Origin of the sequence: Tabrizicola sp. (assembly GCF_016793705.1) — a bacterium.
GTDB lineage: Bacteria > Pseudomonadota > Alphaproteobacteria > Rhodobacterales > Rhodobacteraceae > Tabrizicola.
The window spans coordinates 1-18,846 of the sequence record NZ_JAEULO010000051.1; the positions used below are offsets into that span (position 1 = coordinate 1).

General features: G+C 66.8%; 20 protein-coding genes and 1 tRNA gene. 14 read left to right on the forward strand and 7 right to left on the reverse strand.

The features are described 5' to 3' along the window. Positions 1-1,233, reverse strand: a 1,233-nt coding sequence (locus JNJ68_RS13835) for a hypothetical protein (protein WP_294982970.1), incomplete at its 3' end; no start/stop codon positions are given. A 475-nt stretch (positions 1,234-1,708) separates the two neighbouring features. Here JNJ68_RS13835 and JNJ68_RS13840 point away from each other — a divergent pair. After that, positions 1,709-3,631, forward strand: coding sequence for a divergent polysaccharide deacetylase family protein (locus tag JNJ68_RS13840; protein ID WP_294982971.1), 1,923 nt, complete (start codon positions 1,709-1,711; stop codon positions 3,629-3,631). Positions 3,632-3,680: 49 nt separating this feature from the next. Here the strand turns inward: JNJ68_RS13840 and trpE are convergent, their stop codons facing one another. The 3 genes from trpE to JNJ68_RS13855 form a co-directional block, all read right to left on the reverse strand. Next, positions 3,681-5,189, reverse strand: coding sequence for an anthranilate synthase component I (gene trpE / locus JNJ68_RS13845; protein ID WP_294982972.1), 1,509 nt, complete (start codon positions 5,187-5,189; stop codon positions 3,681-3,683). Then, a complete protein-coding gene (locus JNJ68_RS13850) occupies positions 5,189-7,060 on the reverse strand; it encodes a peptidylprolyl isomerase (RefSeq protein ID WP_294982973.1) in 1,872 nt (623 codons plus the stop codon). Before JNJ68_RS13850 ends, trpE begins: the two co-directional genes overlap by 1 nt. 98 nt (positions 7,061-7,158) lie before the next feature. Next, positions 7,159-8,337, reverse strand: coding sequence for an aminotransferase (locus JNJ68_RS13855; protein WP_294982974.1), 1,179 nt, complete (start codon positions 8,335-8,337; stop codon positions 7,159-7,161). 135 nt (positions 8,338-8,472) lie between these two features. Between JNJ68_RS13855 and JNJ68_RS13860 the strand changes: the two genes are divergently transcribed. Both JNJ68_RS13860 and JNJ68_RS13865 read left to right on the forward strand, forming a co-directional pair. Beyond that, positions 8,473-8,730, forward strand: coding sequence for a type II toxin-antitoxin system ParD family antitoxin (locus tag JNJ68_RS13860; RefSeq protein WP_294982975.1), 258 nt, complete (start codon positions 8,473-8,475; stop codon positions 8,728-8,730). Beyond that, a complete protein-coding gene (locus JNJ68_RS13865) occupies positions 8,720-9,019 on the forward strand; it encodes a type II toxin-antitoxin system RelE/ParE family toxin (protein ID WP_294982976.1) in 300 nt (99 codons plus the stop codon). Before JNJ68_RS13860 ends, JNJ68_RS13865 begins: the two co-directional genes overlap by 11 nt. Here the strand turns inward: JNJ68_RS13865 and gpt are convergent, their stop codons facing one another. The 3 genes from gpt to fabI are packed head-to-tail and all read right to left on the reverse strand — an operon-like array spanning position 9,020 to position 11,014. Next, the gene (gene gpt, locus JNJ68_RS13870; RefSeq protein WP_294982977.1) at positions 9,020-9,544 is read right to left on the reverse strand and encodes a xanthine phosphoribosyltransferase; all 525 of its coding nucleotides are present in this window, start codon (positions 9,542-9,544) and stop codon (positions 9,020-9,022) included. An 11-nt stretch (positions 9,545-9,555) separates the two neighbouring features. Continuing rightward, positions 9,556-10,170: a LysE family transporter gene (locus tag JNJ68_RS13875; protein ID WP_294982978.1), complete on the reverse strand. Its 615-nt coding sequence runs from the start codon at positions 10,168-10,170 to the stop codon at positions 9,556-9,558. Between the two features lie 13 nt (positions 10,171-10,183). Then, entirely contained in the window at positions 10,184-11,014 is an 831-nt protein-coding gene (fabI, locus tag JNJ68_RS13880; protein WP_294982979.1) for an enoyl-ACP reductase FabI, read from the reverse strand. A gap of 95 nt (positions 11,015-11,109) precedes the next feature. Here fabI and pdxH point away from each other — a divergent pair, with 95 nt between their 5' ends. From pdxH to tdh, 11 genes are all read left to right on the forward strand, one after another. Beyond that, positions 11,110-11,712, forward strand: a complete 603-nt coding sequence (gene pdxH, locus JNJ68_RS13885) for a pyridoxamine 5'-phosphate oxidase (protein WP_294982980.1) — start codon at positions 11,110-11,112, stop codon at positions 11,710-11,712. A gap of 117 nt (positions 11,713-11,829) precedes the next feature. Next, a complete protein-coding gene (locus JNJ68_RS13890; protein WP_294982981.1) occupies positions 11,830-12,360 on the forward strand; it encodes a cold shock domain-containing protein in 531 nt (176 codons plus the stop codon). Next, positions 12,357-12,830 (forward strand): DUF192 domain-containing protein, encoded by a 474-nt coding sequence (locus tag JNJ68_RS13895; protein ID WP_294982982.1) that lies wholly within the window; start codon positions 12,357-12,359, stop codon positions 12,828-12,830. The genes JNJ68_RS13890 and JNJ68_RS13895 overlap by 4 nt, the downstream gene beginning before the upstream one ends. Then, positions 12,830-13,105 carry a VOC family protein gene (locus JNJ68_RS13900; RefSeq protein WP_294982983.1) on the forward strand — a complete coding sequence of 92 codons (276 nt, stop codon included), beginning with the start codon at positions 12,830-12,832 and terminating at the stop codon, positions 13,103-13,105. Before JNJ68_RS13895 ends, JNJ68_RS13900 begins: the two co-directional genes overlap by 1 nt. A gap of 11 nt (positions 13,106-13,116) precedes the next feature. After that, the gene (locus tag JNJ68_RS13905) at positions 13,117-13,449 is read left to right on the forward strand and encodes a hypothetical protein (RefSeq protein WP_294982984.1); all 333 of its coding nucleotides are present in this window, start codon (positions 13,117-13,119) and stop codon (positions 13,447-13,449) included. Between the two features lie 76 nt (positions 13,450-13,525). Further along, positions 13,526-13,602: transfer RNA gene (locus tag JNJ68_RS13910), tRNA-Pro, on the forward strand. A 226-nt stretch (positions 13,603-13,828) separates the two neighbouring features. Beyond that, on the forward strand, positions 13,829-15,283 hold the full coding sequence (locus JNJ68_RS13915; protein WP_294982985.1) for a protein adenylyltransferase SelO: 1,455 nt from the start codon (positions 13,829-13,831) through the stop codon (positions 15,281-15,283). 37 nt (positions 15,284-15,320) lie between these two features. Beyond that, positions 15,321-15,872 carry a helix-turn-helix domain-containing protein gene (locus tag JNJ68_RS13920; RefSeq protein ID WP_294982986.1) on the forward strand — a complete coding sequence of 184 codons (552 nt, stop codon included), beginning with the start codon at positions 15,321-15,323 and terminating at the stop codon, positions 15,870-15,872. An 85-nt stretch (positions 15,873-15,957) separates the two neighbouring features. Then, a complete protein-coding gene (kbl, locus tag JNJ68_RS13925) occupies positions 15,958-17,151 on the forward strand; it encodes a glycine C-acetyltransferase (RefSeq protein ID WP_294982987.1) in 1,194 nt (397 codons plus the stop codon). After that, entirely contained in the window at positions 17,148-17,765 is a 618-nt protein-coding gene (locus tag JNJ68_RS13930; RefSeq protein ID WP_294982988.1) for a class I SAM-dependent methyltransferase, read from the forward strand. The genes kbl and JNJ68_RS13930 overlap by 4 nt, the downstream gene beginning before the upstream one ends. An 8-nt stretch (positions 17,766-17,773) precedes the next feature. Continuing rightward, positions 17,774-18,799 (forward strand): L-threonine 3-dehydrogenase, encoded by a 1,026-nt coding sequence (tdh, locus tag JNJ68_RS13935; RefSeq protein ID WP_294982989.1) that lies wholly within the window; start codon positions 17,774-17,776, stop codon positions 18,797-18,799. The last annotated feature ends 47 nt before the right edge of the window (positions 18,800-18,846 follow it).

Genomic DNA, 18,846 nt, shown 5'->3' on the forward strand with positions numbered 1-18,846 from the left:
GCTACGCTTCGTGACTGAGACCCACGAGCAGTAGTCCATTCGACAGTTCGCTAGTATCGCATCAAGATCGGAACTCAGCGGAGAGACGGGAGCGGAATCTCCCACAGAAGGATCGTCTTGAAGTTGCACTTCCTCCGTTGCTAGACGCTCGCGCTCCGCCTGTTCAGCCGCAAGCCGCCCCTTGTCTATGCCAACGCTTCCTTCACTTTCCCCTCCAACCGCTCGCGCCAAACGTCCAGCCGAGTCAAGCGGTAAACAGGTGAAATAGCCATCTTCATGCTGTGCGCTCTGAAAGACTGAGCCGTCCTTGATATCCACGCAGCTGTGCGTTTGCGAAGCACGGAATGGTTGTCCTTGCCTGCTCCTATGGACAGAAATCAGTTGCTGCTGAAGATCAATGCCCAAGGAGGAAAAAACTGGACCAACGCTGTAATGCAGGGTCATATTTGAGCCTCTGACATAGCACTCCGCAAGCGACATGCCTGATGGCTTCTTCAGAACAAACACAGCCAAAACTCTCAGGGGTGCGAGCGCGTCAGGTGGACATTCCCGCCACTCCTGCATGCGTTGGGATTCAGCATTCCAGCGAACCAAGCTGAGCGCTTTTTTGACTGCTTCAAGTTGAGCCAACGGCAACTGCAGCAAAGGAGCTGTTTCCAGAAGAACGTCATTTTCCGCCAAAGCATCACCGCCCTGACCCTGAGGCAGTGCTGGTGGCGTAGCAGCGCCAGTTATCTTTTGAAGCGTTACGTGTGCCCTATAGGCAGCATCGAAGCCGTCAGGCTCCACCTGAGCCTTCTCGCCAGCAATGATCGCATCACTGAGGGGAAAATCGACCGTAAGGGCATACGGTGCAGGCTTGCCCACGAGGTAGTTGACGTCAGCCGAAAACCTAAGAACGCCCTCATCCAGGAAGCTTCCAACGAACCCTTGAAATACGGGTCCGTCTGACTTTTCGAACTCAATAGCTTCGACAAGCTCCAAGCGCCCGCCTTGCGCACGAACAAGGGCGCGCGCCAATGGGTCAACGCGTCCTGGTACGTAATGCTCGTTTCCTTTGTCGATCCAGTAAACGTCGCGCCATACCCGCCCCACTTCGAGTATATAGGTTCCGTCATATGCAGACACGTCTTGCGCTGCGAGGGGGGCAGATGACTTTGCGTCCGCGTGAGCAGGTGCAGATAAGCAGATAGCCAGCGCGGTCATGAGCGCAGCTGCAAGTTTCAGGATCATGTGTGGCACCCGTTCGAAGCGTCCAGTACTGTCAACTTGCCATCGTCCAAGGCAATGTGGCACCAGTATGGTGGCCAAGCGGTCTCTGATGCAACGCAATCGCAAAATGGGCGCTGGCTGCTTCCAAAAGGTGTGCACATTTCTGTGCACCTGAACTCGTAAGTTTTTTAAGTTATTGACTTACTTAGTTATTTCATGATGTCATTCTCTTGTAAATCCGTGAAGACCGGTTCGATTCCGGTACCCGCCTCCAAGTCTTTCCCCGCAATCCCCGCGTCACCGGGCGGACCAGTGCCCGCGCGCCACGCTAATGGCAACTTGTTGACGGCGGGCAGAAAAAACGTGAAGGCGGCGCGAGTTGCGGCTATAGTGCCGCTCAGCAGAAGAACGGCCCCGGGCAAGCGGGCGGTCCGACCGGGGCAGACAAGGCGCCCGGCTCCGCACTGGCCCAGGTGGCGCAAAGCTGGAGGCGGCAGTGGTCGGCAAATTCCTACTCGGCGTGGTCACGGGTGGCCTGGTGGTCACGGGTGGCCTGGTGGTCGGCTCGCTCTTGTTCCCGACGCGTCCCGCAAACGACAATGTTCCGGCGGCCGAAGCGCCGATCGCCGCGCCGGTCGCCACCACGCCCGAGGCCGGGGCGACCGCCGCCGCGCCCGAGCCCGCTGCCGAGACCGATGTGACCGAGGCTGCGGACGCCACCGCCGACGTTGCGGCAGCCGAGGCTCCCGAACCCGCGCCGGTGGTGGAACTGGCCGAGGCCGAAGCCCCGGCGGAAGCGCCTGCCGTGACGGTCGCGGAAAGTGCCCCCCCTGCGCCCGAGGCGACCTCGGAAGGCGATGTCGCCGCTGCTGCGCCCGAAGCCCCGGCTGCCGAGGTCGCCCGACCGGAAACCGAGGCCGAGCCGTCGAAACCGGCGGCGCCCGAGGCCGATGCCGCCGCCCCGGCTACCGGGACCGAGAGTCCGGCATCCGCAACGGAAACCGCTGCGGTCGAACCTGAACCTGCGGAACCGGCAACCGCTGAGCCAACGCCCGCCGAACCTGCTGCCTCGGTCGAGGCTGCGCCCGACCTGTCTGCTCCTGCCCAGCCCCCCATCAGCGCAGCCGCACCGGAGGAACCGGCTCCGGCAGCACCCGCGCCGAGTGGGGAAACTGTGGCAGAAGCCGCGCCCGCCGCCGAGACTCCCGCCCCGGTGGAAGCCCCGGCAGTCGAGCCCGCTCCGGCGGCCCAACCTGCCGCCGAGGGCGGCGCGACAACGCCTTCGGAGACCGAGGCGGCGACGGCCGATGCGGCACCGGCAACCACCGCAGTAGCCGAAGCCCCGGCTGCGCAAGCCCCCGCAGCGGAAGCCCCGGTCGACGAAGCATTGCCGATGGAGCTGCCTGAAGCCGAGGTTCCGGCGGCCGAAGCGCCGGTCGAAGACCCTGCCGCCGCAGAAGCGCCCGGCGTTGCGACCCCCGCGCCCGAGGTGGTCACCGAGGAAACACCCAATCTGTCACCAGGCACTGCGGTTCCGGTCATGCCAGGCAGCAAGCCCGCAGCGCTTCCCGGCACCGCCGAAACCGATCCCGATGGCGCGGCAACCGCCGAGGCGCCGGGCAACGGGTCCTCGTTCAAGCCCGCGCCTGGCCTCGTCCGCTCGGGCGAGGGGGTGATCATCGGGCGGGACAAGCCGGTGGAGGCCGATGCCGCCGCCGACCCCGCCGCCACGCCGCTGGAGGACCCGCGCCCGATCGCGCAATTCGCCGCCACCTTCGAGAATCCCTCCGCCAAGCCGGCCTTCGCCATCGTGCTGGTCGATCCTGGCACCCCTGACCTCGACCGCGCGGGGCTGGCCGCCCTGCCCTTCCCGGTCAGCTTCGCGCTCGACCCGCTGGACCCCGCCACGCCCGAACGCGCTGCGGTCTACCGCGCGGCGGGCAAGGAAGTGGTGATGCTGGTCACGGGGATCGCGAAGGGGGCAGTGGCCTCGGATGTCGAGGTGGCCTTCCAGGCGATGGAACAGGGCCTGCCCGAGGCAGTGGCGGTGATGGACCTTGCCGATCCGGCCTTCCAGAACAACCGCAGCCTCGCGGGCGCGGTGGTACCGATCCTCAAGGCCGACGGTCGCGGGCTCCTGACCTGGGACGAGGGGCTGAACGCCGCCGACCAGATCGCCCGGCGCGACGATCTGGAAGCCGCCGTGGTCTTCCGCAACCTCGACCAGGGCGGCGGGGACAAGGTGGCCGTGCGCCGCCTTCTCGACCGCGCAGTGTTCAAGGCCGATCAGGCGGGCCGGGTGAGCGTGGTCGGCACCGCAGATCCGTCGACCGTGGCGGCCCTTCTGGAATGGACCGTCGAGGGCAAGGCCGCGACAGTGGCGCTGGCGCCCCTGACGGCGGTGCTGAAGGTGGACTGAGACCCGGAGGGCCGGTCTAGAATTCTTCCGGAAGAATTTTAGACCTGCGTCAGCCGTTCCCGCGCCCGGCAAAACGCCCGGCATCTTCCGCCGCGCGGCGGAGCGCGTTGGATTTGTTGACGGTTTCCTGGTACTCGGCCTCAGGGTCGCTGTCGAAGACCACGCCCCCGCCGGCCTGGATATACAGCGTCTCGTCCTTCAGCACCGCCGTGCGCAGCGCGATGCAGAAGTCCATCTCGCCATTGGCGGCAAAATAGCCGACGCCCCCGCCATAGATGCCACGCTTTTCCGGCTCCAGCTCGTCGATGATCTCCATCGCGCGAACCTTGGGCGCACCCGAAACCGTGCCCGCCGGCAAACCTGCCAGCAGCGCCGACAAGGCATCCTCACCCTCGCCGATCTCGCCCACCACGTTCGAGACGATGTGCATGACGTGGCTGTAGCGTTCGATGATGAATGTCTCGGTCGGGCGCACCGTGCCCACCTTCGCCACCCGGCCCACGTCGTTGCGGCCCAGGTCGAGAAGCATCAGGTGCTCGGCGCGTTCCTTCGGGTCGGCGAGCAGATCCGCTTCCAGCGCGCGGTCTTCCTCGGGCGTGGCGCCGCGCTTGCGGGTCCCGGCGATGGGGCGAACAGTGACTTCGCCATCACGCAGGCGGACAAGGATTTCCGGGCTGGCGCCGACCACCTGGAAACCGCCGAAGTTGAAGAAGAACATGAAGGGCGAGGGGTTGGTGCGCCGGAGCGAACGGTAGAGCGCGAAGGGCGGCAGGGTGAAGCGCTGCGACCAGCGTTGGCTGGGCACCACCTGGAAGATGTCGCCCGCACGAATATACTCCTTCGCCCTCTCCACCGCTGCCTTGTAGCCATCATGCGTGAAGTTCGACTGCGCCGGACCGACCGGCGCGCTGTCGCCCAGGTCGCGCGCCGCCGAGGGCGCCCGGTCGAGATCGCGCAGCGCGTCCATCACCCGTTCCGCGGCCTGCGCATAGGCCGCCCGCGCCGAAAGGCCCCCCGCCACCCAGGCCGGGGCCACGACCGTCACCTCGCCCTTCACCCCGTCCAGCACGGCGACGACCGAGGGACGGATCAGTTCCGCATCGGGCAGGCCCAAGGGGTCGGGGTTCACGTCGGGCAGGCGTTCGACCAGCCGGATCATGTCATAGCCGAGATAGCCGAACAGCCCCGCCGATACGGGCGGCAGGTCTTGGGGCATCTCGATCCGGCATTCGGCCAGCAGATCGCGCAAGGTCTGCAGCGGGTGGCCGTGCAAGTCGGTGAAGCTTTGCCGGTCGAAGCGGGCCTCGCGGTTGATCCGACTTTTCTCGCCATGACATTGCCAGACGAGGTCGGGCTTCATCCCGACGATGGAATAGCGGCCCCGCACCTCGCCGCCCGTCACCGATTCCAGCATGAACGTGTCGGCCCGGGCATCCCCGAGCTTCAGCATCAGGCTGACCGGCGTGTCGAGATCGGCCGCCAGCCGGGCCCAGACGATCTGGTTCCGGCCTGCGTTCCAACCGGCCTCGAATTCGGCAAACCCGGGGGAAAGCTGCATCAGGGCAAGCTCGCGTGCACGGCGTTGATCGCCGCCTGGTCAAGCGTGATCCCGGCCTCGGCGGTCAGCGCGGCGGTGTAGGCGGCAAAGGCATCCTGCGAGATCGCCTGCCCCGCCTGCGCTTCCAGCGAAGCCTTCAGCGCCTCGGCATCCTCGCCGTCGGTGGCGGCGGGCAGGATATTGTCCAGTTGCACCACGGCGGTGAAGCCCTCGGCCTCGATCACCTGGACCGTGCCCTCGGCCATCCGGAACACGTCCTTGAGCAGGCTGTCCGGGGCATCGGCAACGAAGCCCGACCGCGCGGTTTCCGGCGTCACGTCGACGATGCCGAAACTGCCGATCCCTGCCCCGCCCTCCAGTGCCGTCTTGATCTCGGCGGCGCGGGCGGACAGGGCCTTGGCGGCCGCCTCCTTGCGCCAGTCCTCGGCCACGGCCTCCTTCGCCTCGTCGAAGGGGATCGGGGCGGCGGGGACGATCTCGTCCAGCCGAAGGGCGACGACGCCGCCGTCCTCCAGCACGATGGCTTCGGGGAAATCGCCGTCCTGCACCGCTTCGGCGGCGCTGCGGAAGGCGGGATAGCCCTCGATGGTGCTGTCGCCCTGCTGGCCGGGCACATAGTCCAGCGTCGCAAGCGCAAGCCCTGCGTCCTTCGACAGGTCCTCCAGCGTCGCGCCCCCGGCGAGAAGATCGTCGATCTCCTCGACCCGGTCGCCGATGGCCCGGCGCGCTGCATCGGTTTGCATCTCGGCGGCCAGCGTCTCGCGCGCGGCCTCGAAGCTGGTTTCCTCTGCCGCCAACACCCCGTTCACCCGGTAGAGCGCCGGACCAAGGTCGGACTCCACCGGCCCCGCCACTCCGCCCTCCGCGGTGGCGAAGACCGCCTCGCCAGCAGCCCCGAGGTCCGCTTTCGACACATCGCCCTGGTCGATGGCATCCAGCGTCAGCCCACGCTCGGCCACCAGCGCTTCGAAAGTGGTCCCGGCATCCAGCTTCGCCTTTGCCGCCTCGGCGCTCGCTTGGTCAGGGAAGACCAGCCGCTCGACGATCCGCCGCTCGGGAACGACGAATTCTGCGATCCGGTCTTCGTAAAGCTTCTTCAGCGCCGCCTCGTCGACCGGCTGGTCCTTGGCGATCGCCTCCGGCAGCAGCGAGGCAAAGGTGATGCGCTTCGCCTCGGGCCTCGTGAAACGGTCGACATGGGCATCGTAATGCGCCTTCAGGTCGGTATCGGTCGGCTCGGCCACCGGGGTCGTGAGGTCCGCTTCGGTCAGCCGCAGCATGGAGAAACCCCGCCGTTCCGCCACCCAGGCGTAAAGCGTGTCGGTCATCGGCTTCGGCGCCGCGAAACCGCCGCCCACCGCGCCCTGCAACAGTTCGCGGCTGATGTCCCGGCGCAGGTTGGTCTCGAACTCGGCCTCTGTCATGCGGTTGCGGCTGAGCGTGAAGCGATAGGCCTCGCGGTCGAAGGCGCCGGAGGTGCCCTTGAAGCTGTCCATCTTCATGATCTCGGCCGCCACGACCTCGTCGCCGACCGAAAGCCCGGCGCGTTCGGCCTCGTTGTCCAGCGCGGCGCGGTTGATGACGCTTTGCAGCACCTGCTTGTCAAGGCCGACGGAAATCGCCTGCTGCATGCTGACCTGCTGGCCGCTCTGTTGCAAAATGGCGTTGAACCGGGTCCGCAGCGCAAGGGCATAGTCGTCAGTGGTGATGTCGGTGCTGCCGACCGAGCCGATCTTCGACACGCCACCCGAGAAATTGGTGACGCCGAAACCGCCAAGCCCCAGGATCAGCATCGACATGAGGATCCAGACCGCCGCCTCCTGCGCCTTGCCGCGCGGGCGCTTGCCGTCTTCGGTCGGGGTCTTGGCCATGGCTCTGCCTTCGGGTTGTTCCGGGTGAGGTGAATAGTGGGAACCCGGCAGGGGGGCAAGATCAAGATCGCCCCCGGTCGCCGCGCCTCACGCTCTCGTCAGGGCCGGAAGGCCGCCAGCCGCCGGATCACCTCGGCAATGCCCTCGGCATCCACATTGGCGAAGGCGATGCGGATCTGTCTTTTGCCCGCAGCCGACCCTTCGGGCTGGAACATCGTTCCCGGCAGCATGAGGAGCGAGGCCTCGCTCACCAGCCGCTTGCACAGCACGTCGCTGGCCATGTCGAACGGGTGCTCGACATAGGCGAAATAGGCGCCGCAGCCCAGAAGCCGCCAGCCTTGCAGGGATTTGAACCCCTCGACCATCGCGCGGCGGCGGACAAGGATTTCGTCTCGCTCTCCGGCCACCCATTGCCGCAGGTTCCGCATCCCCCAGAGTGCGCCGATCTGGCCAAGCTGGCTGGGGCAGATCGCGACGGTATCGAGAAACTTCTCAACTTCGGCCAGCCGCGCCGTGCTGGCGACGACAGCCCCCACCCGGTGCCCGGTCAGCCGGTAGGCCTTGGAGAAGCTGTAAAGCTGGATCAGCGTGTCGGCCCAGCCGGGATCGGCGAACAGGTCATGCGGCGCGCCGGTCCGGCTGTCGAAATCGCGGTAGGTCTCGTCCACGATCAGGGCAAGGCCATGGGCGCGGCAAAGATCGCGGAACGCCGCCAGCGTCTCTGCCGGATATTCCACGCCACCGGGGTTGTTCGGGCTGACCAGCACGATGGCCCGCGTCCGGCCGGTGATCAGCCCCGCCGCCGCCTCTGCCGAGGGGATCAGCGTCGCATCCGTCTCCAGCGGCACGGTCGTGACCGAGGCCATGTCGAGCCACATCTTGTGATTGAAGTACCAGGGCGTCGTCAGGATAACCTCATCCCCCGGCCCGGCGAGCGTCGCCATCACCGTGCAGAAGGCCTGGTTGCACCCTTGCGTGATCGCCACCTGCGCGGGGGTGACGGTGCCGCCATAGGTCGCCGACCACTGCCGCGCGATTTCCTCGCGCAGGGCCGGCAAGCCCAGGACGGGGCCGTAAAGATGCGCGTTCGGGTCGTTCAGCGCCGCCTCCGCCAAGGCCTGCCGCAGGCCAAGGGGCGGGCTGTCCACCGGGGCGGCCTGGCTGACATTGATCAGCGGGCGGTCGGCGGGAAATGTGACCCCCTCGATCCAGCGCCGCGCCTCCATCACCGGGGGCGGTTCCGTGGCGGCGAAGGCGGGGTTCAGCGGCAGGGTCATGCGGTCCATCCTTGACGGGTCCCGCGAAGTGTCCCCGGATGGCGCGCAGTTGCAAGCCCCCTCGTCAGGCGGTTGTATTGAAATTTGGTATCCATTGGTATAATCTGACCCCGACCCATGAGAAGGACCCCGGCCATGCCCCGCAACACCTCCGTCTCGCTCGGCGACCACTTCACCGCCTTCATCGACACCGAGGTGAAGTCGGGCCGCTACGGCTCGGCCAGCGAAGTCGTGCGCGCAGGACTGCGCCTGTTGCAGGAGCATGAGGCCAAGGTGAAGGCGCTGGAAGCCGCGCTGATCGAGGGTGAGGAATCGGGCGAACCGCAGCCGTTCGACAGCGAGGCGTTTCTTGCTGAGATGCATACAAAATATGCCGGCAAGCATGGCAGCTAAGTCTTACCGTCTGTCTCCCCGCGCCAGGAGCGACCTTGTGGAGATCTGGCGCTACACCCTCAAGAGCTGGTCGCAGGCTCAGGCCGACCGCTATCATGGGACCCTCGTCGCCGAGATCGAGGCCCTCGCATCGGGCTTACGGAAAGGCCGACCATCCACGGTGCGATCCGGCCTGATCAAACGCACCTGCGGCTCGCACGTCATCTGGTATCGCGACCTGCCCGACCGGCTGGAGGTCATCCGCATCCTGCATTCGGCGCAGGACACCGAACGTCACCTGCACGACTGATCAATCCGCCCCGCGCATCGGCTGGACGTATTGCAGCGCCATGTCCCAGGGGAAGAAGATCCAGGTGTCCTGGCTGACGCTGGTGATATAGGTATCGGCCTGCTTCTCGCCTTCGGGCTTGGCGTAGACACAGGCGAAATGCGCCTTGGGGTAAAGGCTGCGGATCAGTTCCAGGGTCTTGCCGCTGTCGACCAGGTCGTCGACGATCAGGACGCCCGCGCCATCGCCCATTACCTCGGCATTCGGGGCCTTGATCACCTGCGCCTCGCGGCGCTGGTCGGCCTTGCCACCGCCCGAATGGTAGGATTTGACGCTGATGGAATCGACAACCCGGATGTCCAGCTCGCGGCTGACGATCATCGCCGGAACCAGCCCGCCCCGGGTGATGCCGACAACCGCCTTCCAGGTCCCCCCCTCGCCCGGCCCCTTGCCGTCCAGCCGCCAGGCGAGCGCCCGGGCGTCGCGGTGGATCTGGTCCCAGCTGACGTGAAATCCCTTTTCATGCGGCAGGCGGTCGGCGGACATGGGTCCCTCCTTCAGGTGGCAACGATCTTGACGCCCAAAAGGGCCAGCGCGGCCCCGAAGCAGCGGTCGATCACGGATTTCAGGCTGATATAGGCCGCCCGCGTGCGCTCCATCGAGAAGATGCGGGCGACAAGGCTGTTCCAGGCGGTCTCCATGATCAGGATCAGCAGGATCAGGCAGGCCAGCACCCAGGTGGGCGTGCCGGGGCTGATGGTGCCGAGGAAGATCGAGGAATACATCACCACCGCCTTCGGGTTCGCGAGGTTGGTCCAGAGCCCCAGCCGGAAGGCCATGAAGGGCGAACGCGGCACCGGACGGCTGTCTTCCGCGACGAAAGGCTTTTTCGCGTCACGCCAGAGGTGCCAGGCCATCCACATCAGATAGGCCGCGCCGCCGATCTTCAGCGCCCAGAGCAGCGAGGGCGCGGCGTCGAAGATCAGGTGCAGCCCGAACATCGCCGCCAAGGCCCAGAAGACGGCACCGGATGCGATACCGAAGGCCAGCATGACTCCGGTGCGGAAGCCCTCGGTCAACCCGGTGCGGGCGGACATGAGGACCGCAGGGCCGGGCGAGACCACGGCAAACAGGACAAGCCCGGCAAAGGCCAGGAAGGCCGCGAGGCTCATGCCGGACGGCGGCTCACTGGCCGCCCTCCTTCCTGCCTTGCAGAAGGTCGATGTCCGGCGCCTCGATCGCCTTCATGCCCACCGCATGATAGCCTGCGTCTACATGCAGGTTCTCGCCCGTGGTGCCCGAGCCAAGGTCGGACAAAAGGTAAAGCGCGGCCTTGCCGACCTCTTCCTGCGTCACGTTCCTCCGCAAGGGAGAGTTCAGTTCGTTCCACTTCATGATGTAGCGGAAATCGCCGATGCCCGAGGCGGCCAGCGTCTTGATGGGCCCGGCGCTGATCGCATTGACCCGGATGCCGTCCTTGCCCAGGTCCTCGGCCAGATACTTGACCGAAGCTTCCAGCCCCGCCTTCGCCACGCCCATCACGTTGTAATGCGGCATGACCTTCTCGGCACCGTAGTAGGTCAGCGTCAGGAGGCTGCCCCCCGGCCCCATCATCGCCGCAGCCCTCTGGCAGACCGCCGTGAAGGAATAGACCGAGATGTCCATCGCCAGCGCAAACCCCGCGCGCGAGGTATCGACATAACGGCCCCGCAGCTCGTTCTTGTCGGCGAAGCCGATGGCATGGACCAGGAAGTCCAGCTGCCCCCATTCCGCCCTGAGCGCTGCGAAGAGCGCGTCGATGCTCTCGTCGCTGGCCACGTCGCATTCGTAGAGATGCGGCTGGCCCAGGCTTTCCGCCAGGGGCTCCACCCGTTTCTTCAGGGCCTCGCCCTGATAGGAAAACGCAAGCTCCGCCCCCTGCGCCGCGACCGCCTGCGCGATCCCCCAGGCAATGGACTTGTCGTTCGCAAGCCCCATGATCAGGCCGCGCTTGCCCTGCATAAGTCCGGTTGACATTCCTGACCCCTCGCCCACTTTTCGTTGCTTCGACGTGTAGGCGATGCGGGGCCAGCCTTCAAGGCAGGTCCTTAACGCAAAGGAAGGGACAGCGCATGGACCGTTCGGGCATTTTCGCGGGCAGCGATCCCTTCGCCATCGCCCGCGCCTGGCTGACCGAGGCCGAGGCGCAGGAGCCGAACGATCCGAACGCCATCGCCCTGGCCACGGTCGACCGGGACGGGATGCCCAATGTCCGCATGGTGCTCTTGAAGGAGATCGAGGCCGATGCCTTCGTCTTCTACACCAACTACGGCTCGACCAAGGGGCAGGAGATCGCAGCTTCCGGCAAGGCCGCCTTCGTCATGCACTGGAAAAGCCTGCGCCGCCAGATCCGCGTGCGCGGCACCGTCACCCGCGAGGATGGGCCCCAGGCCGACGCCTATTTCGCCAGCCGCAGCCTGAAGTCCCGCCTCGGCGCCTGGGCCAGCCACCAGTCGCAGCCCCTTTCCTCGCGTGAGGCGCTCATGGCCGAGGCTGCGAAGGTCGCCCTCACCAAGGGACCGAATCCCGCCCGCCCGCCCTTCTGGGGCGGCTTGCGCATCCACCCGCTCGAGATCGAATTTTGGGCAGACGGTGCCTTCAGGTTGCATGATCGCTTCCGCTGGTCCCGCACTGACGTAACGGCAGGCTGGAGCATCGAACGCCTGAATCCCTAGGTTTCCGGGACCTTACCGATTATCTGTTGGCAGACTGATGAATAGGCCTTGATCATGGGCCGATTTTCCCCGCATCTGTCCGCCCTAAGGGCTAATTCTGGGGAGAAGGCTCTACGAATGGAAGAAGAAGAGGTCATGCAAGTCGTGCATGGTCGCGTTAAGTGGTTTGATCCTGCAAAGGGGTTCGGTTTCATCGTTTCAGACCAATCGGATGCAGATATTCTCTTGCACGCGAACGTTCTTCGGAACTTCGGGCAGGGGTCTGTAGCAGATGGCGCAGGCATCGAAGTCCGCGTCCAGCGCACGCAACGTGGCGTTCAGGCCGTCGAGGTCCTGCGCATAGACCCGCCGGAAGGCGTGGTCCTGCCCTTCGGGGAAGACGCGGCCCAGATGGTCAGCGCCGATATCCTTGCCTTGCCACTGGAGCCGGCACGGATGAAGTGGTTCGACAAGGGCAAGGGCTTCGGCTTTGCCAATGTCTTCGGTCGCCCGGAGGATGTCTTCGTCCATGCCGAGGTGCTGCGCGTCTCGGGCTTTGCCGATCTCTCGGCCGGCGAGGCGGTGGCCTTGCGCATCATCGAGGGCCGCCGCGGGCGGATGGCTGTCCAGGTCATCTCCTGGGAAGCCGCCTCCAGGGACAAGTCATGAGCCGCGCGCTCGTCTGTCTTGCGCTTCTCGCCCTGCCCGGCCCGGCTTGGGCCGACGCCGCCTGCACGTCGGCCCGGCTCGACCTGCGCTGGGATGGCGGACAGGAAAGCTTTGCCGTCGACGTCGCCGACGACGCCGAGGAACGGGCCCAGGGCCTGATGTTCCGTCCCGAGCTCGCCGCGGCTTCGGGGATGCTCTTCGTCTATGACGCCCCCCGGCGCCCGCAATTCTGGATGAAGAACACGCTGATCCCGCTGGACATGGTGTTCGCCGACGCCACCGGCACCGTGACCCGTGTCCATGCCGGTGCCGTGCCCGGCGACCTGACCCCGATCGACGGCGGCGAGGGCGTCCAGTTCGTGCTGGAGATCAACGCGGGCCTCGCGGAAAAGCTTGGCTTGGCGCCCGGTGCGCTGTTGCGCCATCCCGCGATCCCGGCGGCCACGGCGGCCTGGCCCTGCAAGGGCTGATGCCACGGCTGGACCACCTGACGGTCGTCGCTCCCGATCTTGCCGAGGGGGTCGCGCATGTCAGAGAGTGTCTCGGGCTCGACGTGCCCTTCGGCACACAGCATTCCTACATGGGCACACACAATCTCCGCCTGTTGCTGGGGCCAAAGCTCTACCTCGAAATCGTGGCGCGTGACCCGCAGGGGATTGATCCGGGGCGGCCACGCTGGTTCGGACTGGACGATGCCGCGCAAGTCCGCGCCGACTGCACGGCCGGGTGGTTCGGACTCCGTTGATTGCTGCAACCTTGTCGACCCACACCGAAGGGCTGGGCGAGTGTGTTCTGCTGCCCGACCATGCACCGGATTTCGCTTTCACTCTTCCCTCGGACGGCTCCCCGCCCTTGAACGGCGACCTGCCATCCGTCATCGACCACATGGGGGAAGAAGGCCATTTTGCCCGGATTCCCGACTTGGGCGCACGGCTTCGCAGCTTCCGGCTCGAACATCCCGAGCCGGACCGGATCGCCGCGCTTTATGCCTCGCTCGGCATCGTCGACCCACCTGTTGTCGTTCCGGCGACAAGGTCCAGGTATCGGGCCCAGATCGACACGCCAACCGGATTGCGCGAACTGACCTAACGCGTCAGGCCGGTACAAAAGGGTGGAATGGCAAGGCTTTCCAACGCCGATATTCTCCTGTAAGGCTCGCCGCAGTCGGGGCGTAGCGCAGTCTGGTAGCGCGACGGTTTTGGGTACCGTAGGTCGCGAGTTCGAATCCCGCCGCCCCGACCATTGCCCCCTGCAGCCCGCTGCCCGGCCCCGCCTCACCGCTGCACCGATGGTCCCCGGACCCGGACGACGCCGGGACCGCTCGCCTCCCCTCTCGGACCGCTTCAGTTCAGCTTCCTGTCGCCAATGTCTCTCATCTTTGCCCAAATATCCCCGCCAGAGGCTTCGCCCCTTGCCAAAGGCGATGCAGCCGACGGAAGGGTGCCGTGACCAGCGACAGACGCGGCGCATGCTCCGCCTTGCCGAACCCAATGCCCTGCCACATATCTGGGCAGAGGTGCCGACCATGATCCAGTTCGACCATTCCTACACCCGCGACCTGCCGGGCACCTACCTGCGCGTTCCCCCGGACCCGGCGCCTGCACCCCGGCTTCTGGTCCTGAACCGCCCGCTGGCCGCCGACCTCGGGCTCGACCTGACCGAGGCCGATGCCGAGGCCTGGTTCTCCGGCACCTCGCTTCCCCCCGGCGCCGATCCCATCGCCCAGGCCTATGCCGGCCACCAGTTCGGCGGCTTCTCGCCCCAGCTCGGCGACGGTCGCGCGCATCTTCTGGGGGAAGTGATCACCCCGGACGGCCGCCGCTTCGACATCCAGCTGAAAGGCTCGGGCCGCACCCCGTTCTCGCGCGGCGGCGACGGCAAGGCCGCGGTCGGCCCGATGCTGCGCGAATACCTGATCTCGGAATTCATGGCCGCCATGGGCGTGCCCACCACCCGGTCCCTCGCCGTCGTGGCGACGGGACAAAAGGTCTGGCGCGAGACGAAGCTGCCCGGCGCCGTCCTCGCCCGCGTCGCCGCCAGCCACATCCGCGTCGGCACCTTCCAGTTCTTCGCCGCGCGGGGCGAGGGGGACAAGGTCAAGGCGCTCGCCGACCATGCCATCGCCCGGCACTACCCCGACCTTGCCGCAGGCGACTACCTCGCCTTCCTCGACGCCGTCATCGCCCGGCAGGCCCGGCTCATCGCGGAATGGATGGGTCTCGGCTTCATTCACGGCGTGATGAACACCGACAACATGGCGATTTCCGGCGAGACCATCGACTACGGCCCCTGCGCCTTCATGGAGGCCTATGCCCCCGGCACCGTCTTCTCCTCGATCGACCATCAGGGCCGCTATGCCTATGCCAACCAGCCGCTGATCCTCGGCTGGAACCTCGCCCGGCTGGCCGAGACACTGGTCCCTCTCCTCGACCCGGTGCAGGAGCGCGCCATCGAGATCGCCAACGACCGCCTCGCCGGCATCGCCACCCGCTACCGCGCCGACTGGCTGGCGGTGATGCGCCGCAAGCTGGGCCTCCTCGGCGAGCACGAGACCGACGCCCAGCTCGCCGACGACCTCCTGTCCGCGATGGAAGGCGCCGACTGGACGCTCACCTTCCGCCGCCTCGCCGACGAGGCCGCCCTCCGCCCCCTCTTCCCCGACTTCGCGAAGATGGATGCCTGGCTTCCCCGCTGGCGCGCCCGCGTCGCGGACGGCGCGGCAGCCCGGATCGCCGCCACCAACCCGGCCGTGATCCCCCGCAACCACAAGGTCGAGGAGGCCCTCGCCGCCGCCACCGAAGGCAACATGGCCCCCTGCCACGCCCTCCTCGCCGCGATCCAGTCCCCCTTCGTCGAAGCGGAGCCCTTCATGCTCCCCGCCCCCACCGGCTTCGGCCAATACGTCACCTACTGCGGTACCTGAGTTGACGGGGCGGCCCCGCCCCGCCACCATGCGGCCCATGGCCGACCGTTCCGACATCCACGACCGCCTCGCCTCCTCGCTCCGCGCCGCGCGCAAGGAACGCGGCCTCTCGCTCGACGCCGCCGCGAAACTCTCCGGCGTCTCCCGCTCCATGGTCAGCCAGATCGAACGCGGCGAATCCTCGCCCACCGTGGCTACCCTCTGGGCCCTCACCCAGGCCCTGCAACTCGACTTCGCCGGGCTTCTCGAAGGCCGCCCCGCCCCCGGCATCGACGTCACCCGCGCCGCCGCCGCCCCCGTCATCCAGCGCGGCGGCGTCATCATCCGCATCCTCTCCGCCCCCGAAAGCGTGGGCAGCCACGAGGTCTACGAACTCGCCTTCGCCAAGGGCGCCAAACTCACCTCCGATCCCCATTCCCCCGGCTGCCGCGAGCACCTGACCGTCCTCGAAGGCCGCCTCACCGTCACCTCGGGCGAGGCGACCGACAGCCTCGCGCCGGGCGACGTCGCCCGCTACCCCGCCGACCGACCGCACGAGATCACGGCCCTCGGCACCGCCCGCGCCATCCTGATCGTGCAGGACAGCTGACTTCCAGTTTAACGGATACGAATCCGCCAAGTTGACATGACGTCCACGATCTGCCAGTTTCCGCCAAACCGGAAAGGAGTCTGCCATGACGGACAAGGCCGCGTTCCTCGACCACATCACCGCGACCCTTGAGGGGATCGAGGCCGAGGGCCTGATGAAACGCGAACGCCTGATCACCGGAGCCCAGGGCGCGCATGTGCAGATGGCTGGGCGCGAGATGCTGAACCTCTGCGCCAACAACTACCTCGGGCTCGCAGACGACCCCCGCCTGATCGCCGCCGCAAAGCAGGCGATGGACGATCACGGCTTCGGCATGGCCTCGGTCCGCTTCATCTGCGGTACGCAAGACCTGCACCGCCAGCTGGAAACCCGGCTCGCGCAATACCTCGGCCATGACGACAGCATCCTCTTCGCCGCCTGCTTCGACGCCAACGGCGGGCTTTTCGAGCCGCTCCTCGGCCCCGAGGACGCCGTCATCTCCGATGCGCTGAACCATGCCTCGATCATCGACGGCATCCGCCTCTGCAAGGCCAGACGCTACCGCTACGCCAACAGCGACATGGCGGACCTCGAAGCCCAGCTGAAAGCCGCAAAAGCCGACGGCGCCCGCTTCATTCTCATCGCCACCGACGGCGTCTTCTCGATGGACGGTTTCTACGCCAAGCTGCCGGAAATCCGCGCGCTGGCCGATGCTTACGGCGCCCTCGTCATGGTCGACGACTGCCACGCCACCGGCTTCACCGGCCCGAAAGGCGCAGGCACCCCGGCGCGCGCCGGAGTGCAGGTCGACCTCCTCACCGGCACCCTCGGCAAGGCGCTTGGCGGCGCTTTGGGGGGCTACATCGCCGGACCGCAGCAGGTGATCGACCTCCTCCGCCAGCGCGCCCGACCTTACCTCTTCTCCAACGCGCTCCCCCCCGCCGTGGTCGGCGCCGCCCTTGCCGCGCTCGACATCGTGGAGCAAGCCGACGCCCTCCGCGCGAGGCTCACCGAGAACGCGACCTACTGGCGCGCAGGCCTTACCGCCGCAGGCTTCACCCTCCTGCCGGGGGAACACCCCATCGTCCCCGTCATGCTGGGCGACGCCAAACTCGCGCAGGCCATGGCCGCCGACCTCTTCACCCGGGGCGTCCATGTCGCAGGCTTCTTCTTCCCCGTCGTCCCCAAAGGCCAGGCCCGCATCCGCACCCAGATGAACGCCGCGCTCACCCGGGACGACCTCGATTTCGCGCTGGACGCCTTCCGCGCCGCAGGCCGGGCGACCGGAGTTCTCAAATGACCTCTGCCACCGCGATTGCCGGTTACACGACCCATGCCCCTCAGCTTGTCGCCCGCTACGACGCGATCCCGAACGAGATCTGGTATGCCCCGGTCCGCCATCTTCTGCCCACAAACCCCGCGCGGGTCATCGACGTCGGCGCGGGCACCGGGCGCGACGCGCGCTGGCTTGCCGCGATGGGGCACAAGGTCACGGCGGTCGAGCCGGTTCCCGCCTTCGTCGCCGCCGGACAGGCGCAAGGCGGCGCGCGCTGGATCACCGACGCCCTGCCCGACCTGCCCCATGCGCTTGCACTGGACGAACGATTCGACCTGATCCTCCTCTCCGCCGTCTGGCAGCATCTCGACGCGGGTGAGCGTCAGGCCGCCGCACCGGTTCTTCGCCGCCTCGCCGCCACGGGTGCCACGCTCCTGATGGCGCTGCGCCATGGCCCGGCCTCGACCGACCGACCGGTCTGGCCCATCGACGTGGACGCCACCGCCCAACTGCTGGCCCAGGCAGGCTTCCGCGAAACCTTCCGCGCCAGCGCGCCCTCGATCCAGCCCGCGAACCTCGCCGCCGGGGTCCGATGGACCTGGCTTGCCCTTGCCGCCCAACCCGAGGCCCCCGGATGACCAACGAAATGAAGACACTCGTGAAGGCGAAGCCTGAACCTGGCCTCTGGATGGAGCGCCGCCCGGTGCCCGACATCGGCCCGGACGACGTGCTGATCAAGATAAACAAGACCGGGATCTGCGGCACCGACATCCATATCTGGAACTGGGACGCCTGGGCGCAGAAGACGGTCCCCGTCCCGCTCGTCACCGGTCACGAATTCGCGGGCGAGATCGTCGAACTGGGCCGCAACGTCGAAGGCCTGACCCTCGGCCAGCGCTGCTCGGGCGAAGGCCACCTGATCGGCAAGACCAGCCGACAAAGCCGGTCCGGCAAGTTCCACCTCGACCCCGAAACCCGCGGCATCGGCGTCAACGAACCCGGCGCCTTCGCCGAGTACCTGCGCCTTCCTGCCTTCAACGTCGTCCCCCTGCCCGACGCCATCGACGACGAGATCGGCGCGATCCTCGACCCCTTGGGCAATGCCGTCCATACCGCGCTTTCCTTCGACCTGATCGGCGAGGATGTCCTCATCACCGGCGCCGGTCCCATCGGCATCATGGCCGCTGCCGTCGCCCGCCATGTCGGCGCCCGGCATGTGGTGATCACCGACATCAACCAGGCCCGGCTCGACCTCGCCGGCCAGGTGGCAGACGTGGTGCCGGTCAACGTCGCCACCACCGACCTCAAATCCGTCTACCCCTCCCTCAAGATGTCCCAGGGCTTCGACGTCGGCATGGAGATGTCGGGCAGCCAGCAGGCGCTGGACCAGATGGTGGAGCACATGGTCATGGGCGGCCGCATCGCCATGCTGGGCATCCCGCCCGGCAAGTCCCCGGTCGACTGGTCACGCATCGTCTTCAAGGCGATCACCATCAAGGGCGTCTACGGACGGGAAATCTTCGAGACCTGGTACAAGATGATCGCCATGCTGGAAAACGGCCTCGATATCCGCCGCGTGATCACCCACCGCTTCAAGGTGGACGACTTCCAGCAGGGCTTCGCCGCCATGCGCTCCGGCCTCTCCGGCAAGGTGGTGCTGGACTGGACGTGATCCCGGGCACGCCCCCAAGCCCTTTCACCTGGCGACAAATATCCCCG